This window comes from Brachyspira murdochii DSM 12563, from assembly GCF_000092845.1.
Classification (GTDB): domain Bacteria; phylum Spirochaetota; class Brachyspiria; order Brachyspirales; family Brachyspiraceae; genus Brachyspira; species Brachyspira murdochii.
In genome coordinates this window covers 1341632-1356992 of the sequence record NC_014150.1, presented here as the reverse complement: position 1 = coordinate 1356992, position 15361 = coordinate 1341632, and the positions used below count along the sequence as shown (strand labels likewise).

Below are 15361 nucleotides of genomic sequence, written 5' to 3'. Positions count from 1 at the left end.
CTTACCCATAGGTAATTATTTATAAATTTATTATAGGCAATAATGGAGTTTTTGCCTTATTGGTACATCAATGTACCTAATAAAAAAGTGAATTTTTTTAGAAAATTTTTAGCTTTTATTCTACTGAAGAAAAAAGTACTTTGGCTAATTCTATATCATCAAACATAAATACGTAATGATATGTGTATATAAAAATATTATTATAATCCATCATTTTATTATGAACCAAATAAGATGTATAAGACTGTAATTTGTATAAATACTCAATATTTTTTATGAAATTTTCTTTAATATCATCTTTATAAAAATATTTTGTTATCATTATAACCATAGAATGATTCATTTTGAAAAATGCTTCTATTTTAAATTGAGAATCTCTTTTGTATCTATAATTATATCCATTAAAATCCTTCTCTAATTCATCAAACATTTTTTTAGTAAATATATCCAAATTATCATCTGAAATATTTTCTTCATTACCATTAATAAATCTTTCTTTAGCTTCCTCAATTATTTCTGATTCATTTAATGAGAAATTAGAAGTATAATCGTCAATAATTTTTTGTTCTTTTATAATCTTTTTATAAAAATAATAGTCTACAGGAGATAATAATTTATCTGTTTTCATACTATCATAAAAATATATAATATAATTAAAAATATTATCATAGCTTTTTAATATTCTATTTTTATCTTTAATATAATTTTTAATAGTTTGTTTATGAGTATATGCTAATTCTATAAGCAAATCATTTAATAAAGTATTTATCATTCCGTATTCTTCTAAAGTTATTAATTTAAGAAAATAAAATCTCTCTGCTATTTTTCTAGCTATTTTTGTATCTTCTATTTGAATAGTAATATTATTAATTGTATTATCTGATTTTTCAAAATTCATTTCCTTGTATTCATTAATAAATATATTTTCCTGATAATCTGCTAAATTAAAATATATTCCAAACTTTATTTTATTGCATAAAAATAAAATAAAATTATAATAATCTTTATCATCTTCAAAAAATAAATCTCTATAATCATTATATTTATCAGTAAGATGCAAATAGCTGTCGTTTTTTAAATAATTATCATGATTTAGATTTTTTAGTTCATATCTCTTTGCTATATCTAAATTATATGCTTTGTCAAATAAATAAGATTTTTCTTTTTTAAGAGTATTATATTTTTCTATATATAAATTAATAATTTCTTCATACTCTTTATTATCAAGCTTGTTTTTATTATTAAGAGTGTATATTATGAATATAAAATAATAAAAATGCAAATCATAGTATATAATATTTTTATCTAAATAAATATTATCAAATAAATTATTAATTTCTTCTCTTTCAAATATATAATAAAGACAAAGTATATATTTTTTTATTGTGTAATAGTTTATATAATTAAGTTCTTTAGATGAGCTTATAAGCATATTTATATTTTCTATACTTATTTTTAATTCTTCAAAACTCATATTTTTTATATAGTATTCATCAGTGTTAATTGATTCTTTTTTTAATATTGGAAGTAAATCAGCATGTAATTTTAATTGTTTTTTAGTTTCTTCTAATTCTTTTTCTGCTTCTTTTTTCTCTATTAAAATTTTATTCAATTCTTTTTCAATATTATCTTTTTCAATCGAAACTTTTTCTAATTGTTTACTCGCTTCCCTATTTCTTTCAATATTTTTTATATACTCCAAATGTATTTTTGCTTTATCATCTTTACCATGTAATATAGTTTTTATCTCATCAAATTTTAATTTATTTTCATAATAATAATTTATATTGTCTGCTATGATAAGCATTTCTAATTTATAATATATTGTATCTTTAAAAAGTTTATAGCCTTCAAAAAGTTTATTCTTATGATACTCTCCATACCTTCTTACTTCTTTTTTTACAGAATTTTTATTATGAAGAAGTTTTTCTTTATCATTTATTAGTTTTACTAAAGTTCTGTATTTTAAATCTTTGTTTTCTAATTTTTTAAAAATACTGTTATATATATCTATGAATAAACCTATTTCAAAAAGATAAATATTTTTACTGTCAAGTTTAATTTCTGTAATGTATTTTTCTTCTTTTTTATCAAACTTATTATTATCATAAATCAATTTTGATATAGTAAACGGTTGTTCTTTCTTTTTTATTCCTCTAGTTTTTTTAATCACATATACATTTTCTTTTTTTATATCTTCTTCACTTGTATAAGATATTTTTTTTGTTTTACCGTTTACATATATTCTTAATTCTTTCATAATTAACTTATATTCACTTATATTTTTTGATTATCTTATATTATAAATTTTATTTTAAAAAAATTACAGAGGCATTATGAATAAATATAATATAAAAACAGAAAATCAAATATACGAACTTATAAGAAAAGAGAATCTCACATTTGATGATATTAGTAAAAAACTAAATATTAATTATGATGATTTAAAAGAATATATTAATAAATCGAGTAAGAAGTATAAAAAGAGTTTGGTTAAAAAAATAAGAAAGGCAAGAAGAGAATATTTTAATGACACTAAAATAAAAATAGAAAATGCTGTAATAAAAAAAGCATTGGGCTATTACAGCAGAGATATTGTAAGAGAAATAAAAACCGATAAAGAAGGCAAAGAATCCAAAACTAAAAAAATAGTTTATAAATATAATCCTCCAAGCGAGAGGGCGGTTATAGTATTTTTTGAGATATTAAAAAATAGGAAAAATAAAAAACTTGAGAGAGAAGAATTAAAAAGAAAGGTTCAGGAAGAAGAAAATAGAATAAATATCAAAGTGGGATTTGATAATTAGATTATATTTTTACTTCTGGTAATAATTAATAAAATGTTATATTATTATACGCACACTAAAAATTATAAAGGAATTATAAAAATGAAAGCATTAATTATTACAGACAATTTTTTTGAAGATTCAGAATTGTTTTATCCATATTTCAGACTTATAGAAGAGGGCATTGATGTTGATATAGCAGCTCTAAATAAAGGTGAGATTAAAGGAGAATATTTTTTCAAAGCAGAAGCAAAATTAAATTTCTCAGAGGTTGATCCTTCAAATTATAAAGCATTAATAATACCGGGAGGAAGAGCACCTGAAGCTATAAGAGGTAATGACGATGTAAAAAGAATAATAAAATATTTCGTCGATAATAATCTTACTATAGGAGCAATATGCCATGGACAGCAGACTTTGATATCAGCTAAAGTTTTGGAAGGCAAAGATGCTACCTGCTATATAGGCATAAGAGATGACTTGATGAATGCCAAAGCCAATTATAAAGATGAAAAAGTAGTGGTATGCGGTAATATTGTAACTTCAAGATGCCCAGATGATTTGCCTTATTTTGCTAAAGAGATAATTAATAAACTCAAATAATATTTTGATATTATAAAAAAACCTCATGCTTAAAAAAACATGAGGTTTTATTATATGATTAATCTTTAATTAAAAGAAAGTTATTTTAATTAAAAGCCTTTGGTCCGAATCTGAATCCTAATTGCAAGCCTATATCATAGCTAAGTAATGGTGCTTCGCTATGAGCTCCCTGATTTAATGATGTATTATTAATAGTTGTATTTATAGAACCAATAGCATCAACTCCTGTGTATAAACCTATATTCATTGCTATTTTTTCTGTGAAGAATATTGAATAATCAAAAGTTAATTTACCATAAAAACCTACAGAACTCATAAACTTTGTACTCGCATCTTTAAATAAAGTTTTTGCAGCTTCATCCTTCCAATTTTGTGTTATAGCCATAGGCACTATAATACCAAGTCCAATACCTATAGAAAATGCTTTTATATTAAACTTTGGAAGTATCCCTATTTTTAGATTATGAGTATAGAATGAAGCACTTCCTAATTTTTGGGTACCCTCTGGGGCGTCAATTTGTCCTGTGATATCATTTGGATTTTCTACTTTTGCTGTGTCAAAATTAGCATTAAAGCTGTCAAAACTGTATCCTAATTCGCCTAAAAGACTTATACCAAAATTATCTGTTACCTGCCACATATAACCTATTTGAGCAGAGGCTCCAATATCAAAACCCACTTTATTGCCTGAATAATAGTAGATTTTATCTTTTGCTTCTTGAGTTGTATACATGTGATATTGAGGAAGCAAATTTATATTAAGTCCGAAAGGCACATTAAATATAAACTCAAATCCGCTTGCTGCAAATGCCGAAGTGCTTAATGACATTATCATAAAAGAAGCCAAAATTATTTTTTTTAAGTGTTTCATAATAAACCCCTTATATTTTTTATTTATAACAAATGAAGTTTTTTATTCTTCAGTTAGTTATTATTTTTATACATTTTTTATGTCTTTTATCTCTTTTGATAAGTCAGCAGTTTTTAATTCTTCATCTAAAAGTATTGTATTTTCTTTATATTGATTAGTTAAGCGAGCATTATTAATTATCAAATATTCTTTGTAGTATGACACTCTATACATATACTCAAGAGCATTTATAAAAGACGCTTCTATATATTTTTTATCATAGTCTCCATATTCTTTTAGTCTGATATCATACATAACTGCTTTATATATGGTTTTATAATTAGCATCAAAAAATATTTTTCTCTCCCTATTCTCTTCTTCTTTGAATTTTATCTCTTCATATTCAATTTCTTTTACTTTATCTTCAAGGCTTTTTTCATCTTCTTCATTGTAAATATTTTCCTGATTATAAAAAAATAAAGCATTATTAATGAATATATCTTCATATTTTTTTACATCTTTCAAATCAATATTTTTTAATTCGTTCAAAAAGTTATAATCTTTTTTATTCTCTTCTGATGAGCTGTATAAATATGTTAAAGATGAATGCAAAGAATCAAGTATATCTTTGTAGCTTTTTGCCATATAAGGATTAAAAAAGTATACACTCTCTGCTATATAGAAAAATGTATTTATATCCTCTATAATAGAATCTATATTATCTATTTTACTGCTGAATTGTTCTTTACTTTCTATATTAGAAAATACAATATCCTCTCCGCTTTCAACAATATCATAATCAATTCTAAACCTTATAAATGAGCATAAAAACTTTAGAAAATCATAATTTTTTAGAATTAAACTAACATAATGATGTCCGTAATTTAAAATGGATTTAAATTTATTTTCATTTTCAAAATAATTTTCATGATTTAAATTATGCATTACGTATGTTTTAAGAGTATTATTTGAATATAGTTCAGAAAATAATTCTTTTAATTCATTTTTCATTTCATTGTACTTATCTATACATAATTTAATAACCTCATCATACTGATATTTTATTAATTCTTCTTCTGAAAAATCTAATCCTATAGAAAAAATATCTGTATACCCTTCAAGATATAAATATTTTATTTTTTCTGCAAAATGATAAAACATCTTATCAAAATATATAGCATCGCTTGAGAAATATTGTGATAGTGATAAATACTCTTTAATTTCTGTATCTATAGAACTAATATAATTGTCTCTTAATACACTATCATGCTGAAAAACATAATATAAAGAGAATATATGCTCTATTATTTTAGATAAAGAGATCTCTTCAATATATTTAAAATTATCTATTCCTCTTACTAATTCAGTATAATTCAAATGCTTAATACTTTCTTCTATTAGCTTTATTTTATTAGAAAGAATTTTTTTTAATAAAGATTTATCGATATTTTCATTATTATCATCGCTGAAAAAAATATCTGCTATATATTTTAAATTTAATTTACAATTTTCAAAATAATATATTTTTTCAAGCACTGGAAGATGATATACAGAGTAAAGCACCTTATTAGAAGTTTTCCTATCTTCTTTTATTATACTATCCCGAACCTTATATGAAGGAAGTATGCAGTTTTTATTATCATCATAATAGTTCTGCATTCTTTTTATAAGTTTATCCTTCTTAATAGGAAGTTTATCAAATACATTATCTTCAATATTAGAAATATCTATTTTTCCGTCATCTGAAAGATAGTTTATTATATCAAGCTCAAAATGACTTCTTAAATAGCTATATAAATCGGCAAATACTCCTATTTCAAAGAATAGTATTTTATCTTTATAATTAGTCATTATGCCTTTTATATCTTCCTTTACTGCCTGAAAATCATTAAATTCGTATGTGAATATACTATCATCTTCTAAAATTAATGCTTTCTCTACACTGTACGGTTTATCCCCTGATATTTTGGAAACTATAAAGCATTCTCTGTTTTCTGATATTAATGTTCTAAGCGAAGGAAGTACGTAATTGTATCTTGCATTTTTATCTGAATTACTATAATATTTTATATTATATTTTCTGTCGGCTGTATTAATGCTTTCTTTTCTCATATAATATTATCCTTAGTTATTCTTGCATATAGATACTTGTTTTATTATAACAGAGTTATTAAAAATAATTTGCTATGTCTTCCGAAAGACGCTATTAATTTTTGTAAATTTTTTAAAAAAACATGCTTTTTATATAATTATTTATATTAGACTTTTTTCAGAACTATTTTTATTTATAGCTGCTGGGACTAGCCTCCGCACGAAGAGCAGCATAAAAATATAATGGTTTGCTCATAAATTTAAACTTTATTAACAAATAAAAATACTCTAAACGTGCGGTTGTATACATGCCAAATATACTAGAAACTTGGGTTATATATTATTGAAGTAATAAATTATAAAGAGCATTGAATGGAAATAATATTAAAAATGAATTTAGTATTAATCTTTTGTTAAAATTCCTATACCTAAATTGTCATCTTCAATAGTGCCTTCAGTATCGGATTTGAATTTCATTGTAACTGAAAATGCTTTATCTGAAATTATATCTATTTTATATCTGTCATTACCTAAATCTTTTATAGACGAAGATTTGAGATTATTATATAATATATTTTCTGCGTTTTCTACTACAATATTAAAACTGCTGTTATTTGCAAATTTAGCTTTCCAATTTCCTATATAATTTGTAATACCTTTACTTTCTCTTTTAGGCTCTATGTATTTGGAAGAAGCTGATGTAGTGCCGTCATTAGATGCATTGCATGAAATTAAAAGTATATTAAATAGTATAATGGCTGCATATTTCTTTATCATAATATTATCCTAATTTATATTTTTTATTATATAGTAATTATTATTTATAGCAATAGTTTTTATTAATAATCACTAATAATTTTTAATATTTATTAGGATATATATAATATTTTTATAATGGGTAATAAAAAATACTATGGAAATAAAGTTTAATATATTAAAACCATTTGAGAAATGGGTAAATACTGATAAGCGTTTAAAAATAGCATTTGGAGGCAGAGGCGGCGGAAAAAGCGAATCTATTGCTAGGATACTTATAGCTAAAAGTTTTGAGATTAAAGGTGTTATATTATGTTCAAGAGAGATTCAAAAATCAATAGCATATTCTACTTATCCTCTTCTTGTGAGCATTATTAAAGAATTAAAACTTGAAAGTTTTTTTAATATAAAAAGAAATGAAATTACTAATAAAATAACCAACAGTAAATTTATATTTTTAGGTATAAGGGAATGCTCTATTGAAGAGATAAAATCTATTTACAATGTGAGAATATGCTTTATAGAAGAAGGTCAGACTCTTACACAAAGAAGCTATGAGATATTAGAGCCTTCCATACGTGCTTTAAAAAGTGAAATATGGATAGCATTCAATCCTAGATTTGAAACTGACTTTATTTATAAAATGACAAGTAAGTTTAATTTAGAGAGTTTATTCTATACTGATAAAAATAATAAAAAATACAATTATAAAGAATATGAAGATAATAATATTTTAATAACATTTATAAATTATGACGGCAATTATTATTTCAGCGATATATTAAATAAATCGAGGATTTCTACTTTAAGGCTTCTTCCAAAAATGTATGATCATATTTGGCTTGGTAAAATAAAAAATAAACAGGGAAAAGTTTTTTTATATTCAAAATTAAAGTTTTATGATGACAAAAATATATCTAATATTGAAATTAATTCATCTGAACATAAAGCTGTAATAGACCCTGCATTTGGAGAATATAATTGTTTTACTTCTGTTATAATTTATACACAAATAGGAGAGAGTATATATTTAATAGATTCTGGACTTATGCGTAATGATGAAAACTCCACCACAGATGAGAGTATCATTAATTTTTTGATAAATAAAAAAATTAAAAAGGTATTATGTGAAAGTAATTTTGCTCAGAAAGAATTGGTAAAAAGATTAGAAAAACATTTTGAAGTAACACCATTCTACGTGCATAAAAATAAAATAGAGAGAATAGTTAATGCAAGTTATTTGATATATGACAAAGTTTATTTCCCTAAAAGCTGGCAGGAAGTTCCAGATAGTTCGGATACTGATAAATGGCTTAATACAAATGAAGGAAGAGGATATATTGCTTTAAGGCAGCTTTTAAATTTTGATGATTCACTTTCTCAAAATAATATTAAAGGTGATATATTCAGCTATTTAGATTTTCCTGACGCTTTATCAAGTTTAATATTTTTCGGTATAGAAGATTTTGTTTCTGAAGATGAAAGTGATAATAAAATAAATATTATAAATTCTATTTTCGGTGAATAAAGTGTTTTAATATGAAAAAATTTATATTTTAATGTATTAGTATTTAGTTATAAGTTTCATTTATACTTAATGAATTTTGCATGGTAGCCATAGATATTGCATTTATGTATTACTTAATTTCTTAAAGTATAACATAGGAGTACCATAATTTAAAGTAGAATGTATGCGGTTATGGTTCCAAAAATTATTATATTTTCTTAATTTTTGATTAGCTTTCTCTAAAGTTAATTCACTGTTACAAAAGTCATAAAATTATTTTTTGTTCGCAGTGATATGATGTGTACTTTCAACTACTCTATCGCTCTGCGTCATACTGCATACCAATGGGATGAGACCCATAGGCACTTTGTAGCGGACTATAAACTCTCTCTTAATATTCTTCTTCTTACAAAATATATCTAATGGGTGTTTTTTCTCAAATAAAAGTTTTTGGGAAGTAAATTCCATACTGTTATCTGTTTGAATACAATGAATGCGAAATGTGAAATCTTCAAGCATACGTTCAAGAAAATCAATAGTGCTTTCTGGCATTTTTCAGCATATAAATATCTAAAACTTATTTTAGTAGCAATATCTACAGCAGTAAACTTATAATAGCGTATTTCACCAAAAAATGAATATTTTACATCTATTTGAACCTTTTACCCTCTTCTTTTATATAAATAGCATGCTTTCCGCTGTGTTTTTTTTCTTACTTTATTCTTTCTATTTTGATAGAGATTATGAGTTTTTAATATTGTTTCAATAGCAGTAGTGCCTATTATGATATTTTCTTTTTCTAAGAGTTTTTTAATTTTCAGCTTACCATATTTATATTTCTTACGGATTTCTATTACTTTATTAATAATCTTTTTCTTTTTAACTTTATTGGGTCTATTTTTTGGTTTCATAGTCTTATTTTCTATAGTACCTGTTTCTTATAATTTCTTCTTCCAATAATAATAAGTTCTAATGCTGATATTAAATTTGAGAGCCTGCACTCTTTTATTTTTAGCTTTATTAATAATTAATACTATCTTTTTTTTCTGATTTCTATTATATTGTTTCATAGGTATTCCTTTTTATTTGTTGTGATAATTTAAATTATAAGGAATACTTTCTTTTTTTAAACTAAAAGTGTGAAATATCTATGGCTTTTAAACAATGTTTAATGAATTTTATAGTTGACTATTTTTTATAATGATGTATGATAATGCATCATATATTGGAAATGTTATGAAACAAACAAACAAACAAACAAACAAACAAACAAACAAACAAACACTATCAAATAAAAATAAACACTATCAAATAAATTTTATCTTTATTACCAAAAATATATTTATTAAACTAAATACAATCTTTGTATTTTATGGAGTAATTTATGAATAATAATAATTTATTTTTTAAAATATGTCTTTCATTACTAATAATTTGTTTTATAACTTTTATAATTCTATATACATCAGCAGGTAAAGAAAGAGTTGGTTATTTGTCTAACTTTATTTTTGATGATAATCATATAAATAGAACTTTACAATTAAATGGATTTGATATAGAAGAAACTAAAAAAATTTTTACTACAGATGACAAATTAGATAATAATGCTATTACTAATTATATATTTACAAATGAAGCTATTACAAATTATAGTTATGGTTTAAAAATGGGGTATTATAGTAAGATTTTTAAACATAGTGATTTATATATGGTTTATCCTAATGTTAACAAGATATTAGAGAATAATAGTTTTATTAAAGAAATTAAAATGGATGAAGGAGGAAGTCCTTTCGGTAATTTAATTTCTGAGAAAATATTGGAATATAATGAAAAAATAGATAATATAATATATGTATTAGCATTTAAACTAAATATAGATATAATTTTAATAGCATTAGGAAGCATAATACTTATAAGTTTATTTATTAAATATGCGGATAATAAGATTATAAAAAATGTTCCTTTACTTTTTGTATTACTATTGTCTTTTACTATTTTGCTTTTTATTATTTTCTTTATAAAAGATAAAGGTGGAAGACAATTGAATATTGTATTAGGTGGTTGGGATTTATTTGCTGACTTTTATAATGTATTAAGATTTATTGCTAGAAAAGATCCTTACTTTGACTATGTTTTGGGTCAGGCATATCAATCTTATTTGCCATTATCATATTTATTAATATATCCTTTCTCTATTATAAGAAATTATGCTAATATGAGCTTGTATGACGTTCAAGTTGATCCTGTATCTAATATGTCTTTGGTAATATTTATGTTTATTGCTGTATTACTTTTTATTTTGTTTTTAAAAAAACTATATAGTAAAAAGGATTATAATTATATAATTCCTTTATTATTATTTATAACAACACCTGTTATATTTACAATAGAAAGGGCAAATATAATGTTTCACACTGCAGCATTCGTAGTAATGTTTTTATGTTTATATAAATCAGAAAAAAAATATGAACAAATTATAGCATTAATATGTTTAGGTATTGCTTCAGCATTGAAAGTTTACCCTGTGTTATTAGGTTTTTTACTTTTACAAGAAAAAAGATATAAAGATATAGTTATAGGGGCTTCAATAACATTAGGTTTAGTATTTCTGCCATTTTTCTTTTTTAACAAACATAGTTTTTTAGAAAATTTTGTTCAATTTATATCGAATGGAAAGTTGTTTTCTGAATTATTTCCTATTAGAGATGGTTTAGCATTATTTATATCTAAATTTGGAATTAGTATTACTTTATCAAAAATGATACTATTTATACTTTTTATAATATCAATAATATATTCTTTTGTAGCAAATGAATATTGGAAAAAAGTACTGTTATTAATAATAATATCTATACAAACTCCTACAACTGCTTATTATTCTGAATTATTTATGTATCCTGTGCTCATATTATTTTTAATTAAAGATAAATTCTATAAAATAGATTATATATTTTTAATATTATTTGTTTTACTTTTAATGCCTTTTCAAACTTCTATTCCTGTTTCAGCAACTTTAGGAACTTTTTTATCAGGTTCAATATGGCTAGTAGTACTTATTGAAACTATATTAACTAGAACAAATATATTAATTAAAAATATAAAAATAGTATAAAAATGGAAATTGTTTAAAACTGATAGTAATAAAATAGTAATAGCAGAAAATACTATGTATATAATGTGTATTTTTGCTACAAAAAATATATAAATGAAATTAGTATTGTTGATAATATTTGATGATAATAAGTATATTAGTTTGGATATTTTATGAAAAAAATTATAGTAACAGGAATTACTGGTTTAATTGGTCAGTATATAGCATCCCCTCTAAAGAAATTTGGATTTGATGTTTATGGAATAGGTACCAGAGATATTATATCTGAAGAATTTAAATATATAAAGTTAGATATTTCTGATTATAAATCAGTTGAAAATATTTTTGATGATATAAAGGCAGAATATTTGATAAATTTAGCTTGGAGTACACAAGATTTAAATTCAAATTATCAGTTTGATTTATTAACTTCTTCTATTGAGATGTTAAAGTATTTTAAAAAAAACAATGGTAGAAGAGCAGTTTATTTAGGCACTTGTTTTGAGTATAAATTTACTGATAATAAATTAAAGGAATATGATGAAATTGATCCTATTAGTACATATGCTAAATGTAAAAATTATTTGAGAGCAATATCAGAATACTATTGTATTAAAAATAACATTGATTTTTGTTGGGCCAGGGTTTTTTATACTTATGGAAAAAATGAAAATCCTAAAAGGATATTTCCATATATCATTAATAATTTAAAAGAAAATAAAAAAGTTGTTATTAATCATTCCCACTTAAAAAAAGATTATATGTTTGCTGGAGATGTAGCAGAAGCTATAGCTTTAATTACAGATTCAGATTTTAAAGGAAGTATAAATATTTGTTCTGGTAAAGCGATATCATTAAAAGATTTTGCATTAATAATAGCTAAAAAAATGAATAAAGAAAATTTATTAGAGTTAAAAGAATTAAATACTAATGAACCTAATATTATAATTGGAGACAATTCAAAACTTATTAATGAATTAAATTTTAATAATTATAGTAATATGGAAGATATTATTTGTAAGTTAATAGCAGAGCAGAGCAGAGCAGAGCAGAGCAGAGCAGAGCAGTAAAATATAAATCCTGCTTTATTGTACTTTATCAAAAATTAAATGTCAATACATTCCTATATTTATTTAAATATGGGAGTGTTGAATGATTATAAGAAAAAATATTATAGAAGGTTCATATATATTGCAAAATAATTATATAGAAGATGAAAGAGGCTATTTTTTAAGAATGTTTGATAATAAAGAACTCGAAAAATATAATTTAAATTTTAATTTAATACAATCTAATATAAACTATAATAAAAAAGTAGGTACATTAAGAGGTATGCATTATCAAAAATATCCTTATCCAGAAATAAAGATTGTTAGATGTTTAAAAGGGAAAATATTTGATGTAATAGCAGATATACGTAAAGATTCTCCTACTTATGGTAAATATTCCTCTATTGAATTATCAGAAGAAAATGGAAAAATGGTTTATATTCCTCCTTATGTTGCCCATGGTTTTCAGACATTAGAAGATGATACTATAGTTGCTTATTTCTTAAGTACATATTTTGTACCTGATGCTTATGGTTATTTAAGATGGAATGATCTGGCATTTAATATTAAATGGCCTGAATGTGAAAATAGAATAATGAATGAAAAAGATAAAAATATACCAGATTTTATTTTTTAGGATTTAATTTATGAAGAAAGTACTAGTTACTGGAATTAATGGACTAATAGGACAATATATATCAGAACCATTAAAAGAATTAGGTTTTGAAGTGTATGGAATAGGTACTAGGAATATAGAAACTGATAAACTGTATTATATAAAACTTAATATTAATAATACAACTCAATTAGAAAATAAATTTAAAGAAATAAAACCTGAATATTTAATACATTTAGCTTGGGATACAAAACAAGGATATTTAGATTCAGATTCCAATTTTGATTTACTTGCTTCATCTATAAATATGCTTAAATATTTTAAAGAAAATGGAGGTAAAAGGGTAATTTATACAGGTACTTGTTTTGAATATAAATTCAAAGATAGTAAAATAAAAGAATATGATGAATTAAATCCTATTAGTATATATACTAAATGTAAAAATTATTTAAGAGAAGTATCTGAATTATATTGTAAAAAATATGATATTGACTTATGTTGGTGTAGAATATTTTATATGTACGGTAAAAATGAAGATCAAAATAGATTATTTCCATATATAATTAATAATTTAAAAAATGATAAAAAAGTTTCTATAAATCATTCACAATTAAAAAAAGATTATATGTTTGCTGGGGATGTGGCAAAAGCTATAGCCTTCATTACAGATTCAGATTTTAAAGGAAGTATAAATATTTGTTCTGGTAAAGCGATATCATTAAAAGATTTTGCATTAATAATAGCTAAAAAAATGAATAAAGAAAATTTATTAGAGTTAAAAGAATTAAATACTAATGAACCTAATATTATAATTGGAGATAATTCAAAACTTATTAATGAAATAGGTTTCAATAAGTATTCTAATATCAATGATATTTTAGATCAACTTATTTTGGAGTATACAAAATGAAAAAAATTAGTATATTAGTTCCTACATATAATGAAGAAGATAATATTATTAATGTGGTTACAAAATTAGAAGAAATATTAAAGAGTTTAGAAAATTATGATTATGAAATAGTATTTATAGATAATTATTCTAAGGACAATACAAGAAACATTATAATTAATTTATGCAAAGAAAATAAACATGTTAAAGCAATTTTTAATGCAAAAAATTTTGGATTTAGTAGATCTATATTTTATGGTCTTACGCAAACTACAGGAGATTGTACCATACTAATCTATGCAGATTTTCAAGAACCACCAGAGTTAATACCAGAATTTATTAAAGAATGGGAAAATGGGTATAAAATAGTAATAGGTAAAAAATTAAAAAGTAACGAAAATATATTTATGTCTATCATAAGAAAGTTTTATTATAAATTAATTAAATCTATATCTGATGTAGAACAGATAGAAAATTTTCATGGATTTGGATTATATGATAAAGATTTTATAAATATACTTAAAAACTTGGAAGATTCAGAACCTTATTTGAGAGGAATAGTAGCAGAACTTGGATACAAAATCAAAGAATTATATTATGAGCATAAAAAAAGAGAAAAAGGGAAATCTAGTTTTAATTTTTATAGAATGTATGATTTAGCCATGCTTGGTATTACTAGTTATTCTAAAATTGTACTTAGATTTGCTACTATGTTTGGTTTTTTATTTTCAGTTATTACATTTATTATTGGTTTTATAACTTTAATTTATAAGTTGATTAACTGGAATACCTATCCAATAGGTATAGCAGCATTAATGGTTGGAGTATTTTTTATAGGTACTGTACAAATATTTTTTATAGGTCTTTTAGGTGAATATATACTTAATATTAATTTGAGGGTTATGAAAAGACCTTTAGTCGTTGAAGAAAAAAGAATTAACTTTAACAGAACAGAACAGAACAGAACAGAACAGAACAGAACAGAACAGAACAGAACAGAACAGAACAGAACAGAACAGATAGTATTTCCTAGATACAATTATATAAGAAATATAGTTTATTGCAAGCCTGTTGCTAAAATTTTAGCAACAGGCTTTTTATTTTAAATAATTTAGTATAGGAG

The 15361-nt window shown here is 23.1% G+C and carries 12 protein-coding genes and 2 pseudogenes; 8 read left to right on the top strand and 6 right to left on the bottom strand.

Annotation, left to right across the window (positions count from 1 at the left end; translation table 11 throughout):
- Window positions 1–115 precede the first annotated feature (115 nt).
- Complete coding sequence (locus tag BMUR_RS05845; RefSeq protein WP_013113673.1) at window positions 116–2260, bottom strand: hypothetical protein; 2145 nt, start codon at window positions 2258–2260, stop codon at window positions 116–118.
- 76 nt (window positions 2261–2336) lie between these two features.
- Between BMUR_RS05845 and BMUR_RS05840 the strand changes: the two genes are divergently transcribed.
- A complete protein-coding gene (locus BMUR_RS05840) occupies window positions 2337–2807 on the top strand; it encodes a hypothetical protein (RefSeq protein ID WP_013113672.1) in 471 nt (156 codons plus the stop codon).
- A gap of 81 nt (window positions 2808–2888) precedes the next feature.
- On the top strand, window positions 2889–3389 hold the full coding sequence (locus BMUR_RS05835; protein ID WP_013113671.1) for a type 1 glutamine amidotransferase domain-containing protein: 501 nt from the start codon (window positions 2889–2891) through the stop codon (window positions 3387–3389).
- Between the two features lie 85 nt (window positions 3390–3474).
- Here BMUR_RS05835 and BMUR_RS05830 read toward each other — a convergent pair whose 3' ends face one another.
- The 3 genes from BMUR_RS05830 to BMUR_RS05820 all read right to left on the bottom strand — a co-directional run bounded on the left by BMUR_RS05830 (window position 3475) and on the right by BMUR_RS05820 (window position 7107).
- Complete coding sequence (locus tag BMUR_RS05830) at window positions 3475–4260, bottom strand: hypothetical protein (RefSeq protein ID WP_013113670.1); 786 nt, start codon at window positions 4258–4260, stop codon at window positions 3475–3477.
- A gap of 66 nt (window positions 4261–4326) precedes the next feature.
- Complete coding sequence (locus tag BMUR_RS05825) at window positions 4327–6351, bottom strand: hypothetical protein (RefSeq protein WP_013113669.1); 2025 nt, start codon at window positions 6349–6351, stop codon at window positions 4327–4329.
- Window positions 6352–6732: 381 nt separating this feature from the next.
- Entirely contained in the window at window positions 6733–7107 is a 375-nt protein-coding gene (locus tag BMUR_RS05820; protein WP_013113668.1) for a hypothetical protein, read from the bottom strand.
- A gap of 136 nt (window positions 7108–7243) precedes the next feature.
- On the opposite strand from BMUR_RS05820, the gene BMUR_RS05815 reads away from it, so the two are divergent.
- Window positions 7244–8614, top strand: a complete 1371-nt coding sequence (locus tag BMUR_RS05815) for a phage terminase large subunit (RefSeq protein WP_013113667.1) — start codon at window positions 7244–7246, stop codon at window positions 8612–8614.
- A 102-nt stretch (window positions 8615–8716) separates the two neighbouring features.
- On the opposite strand, the pseudogene BMUR_RS15245 reads toward BMUR_RS05815, so the two are convergent.
- Together BMUR_RS15245 and BMUR_RS15275 are read right to left on the bottom strand one after the other, a co-directional pair.
- Window positions 8717–8908 (bottom strand): annotated as a pseudogene (locus BMUR_RS15245) (IS3 family transposase); the annotation flags it as partial.
- A gap of 68 nt (window positions 8909–8976) precedes the next feature.
- Window positions 8977–9663, bottom strand: a pseudogene (locus BMUR_RS15275) (DDE-type integrase/transposase/recombinase); the annotation flags it as partial.
- Window positions 9664–9977: 314 nt separating this feature from the next.
- Between BMUR_RS15275 and BMUR_RS05800 the strand changes: the two are divergent.
- The 5 genes from BMUR_RS05800 to BMUR_RS05780 all read left to right on the top strand — a co-directional run bounded on the left by BMUR_RS05800 (window position 9978) and on the right by BMUR_RS05780 (window position 15344).
- Entirely contained in the window at window positions 9978–11705 is a 1728-nt protein-coding gene (locus BMUR_RS05800) for a glycosyltransferase family 87 protein (RefSeq protein WP_013113666.1), read from the top strand.
- Window positions 11706–11857: 152 nt separating this feature from the next.
- Window positions 11858–12754, top strand: a complete 897-nt coding sequence (locus BMUR_RS05795; RefSeq protein ID WP_013113665.1) for an NAD-dependent epimerase/dehydratase family protein — start codon at window positions 11858–11860, stop codon at window positions 12752–12754.
- Window positions 12755–12836: 82 nt separating this feature from the next.
- A complete protein-coding gene (gene rfbC / locus BMUR_RS05790) occupies window positions 12837–13370 on the top strand; it encodes a dTDP-4-dehydrorhamnose 3,5-epimerase (RefSeq protein WP_013113664.1) in 534 nt (177 codons plus the stop codon).
- A 10-nt stretch (window positions 13371–13380) separates the two neighbouring features.
- Window positions 13381–14259, top strand: coding sequence for an NAD-dependent epimerase/dehydratase family protein (locus BMUR_RS05785; protein ID WP_013113663.1), 879 nt, complete (start codon window positions 13381–13383; stop codon window positions 14257–14259).
- Window positions 14256–15344, top strand: a complete 1089-nt coding sequence (locus BMUR_RS05780; protein ID WP_013113662.1) for a glycosyltransferase family 2 protein — start codon at window positions 14256–14258, stop codon at window positions 15342–15344. Before BMUR_RS05785 ends, BMUR_RS05780 begins: the two co-directional genes overlap by 4 nt.
- The last annotated feature ends 17 nt before the right edge of the window (window positions 15345–15361 follow it).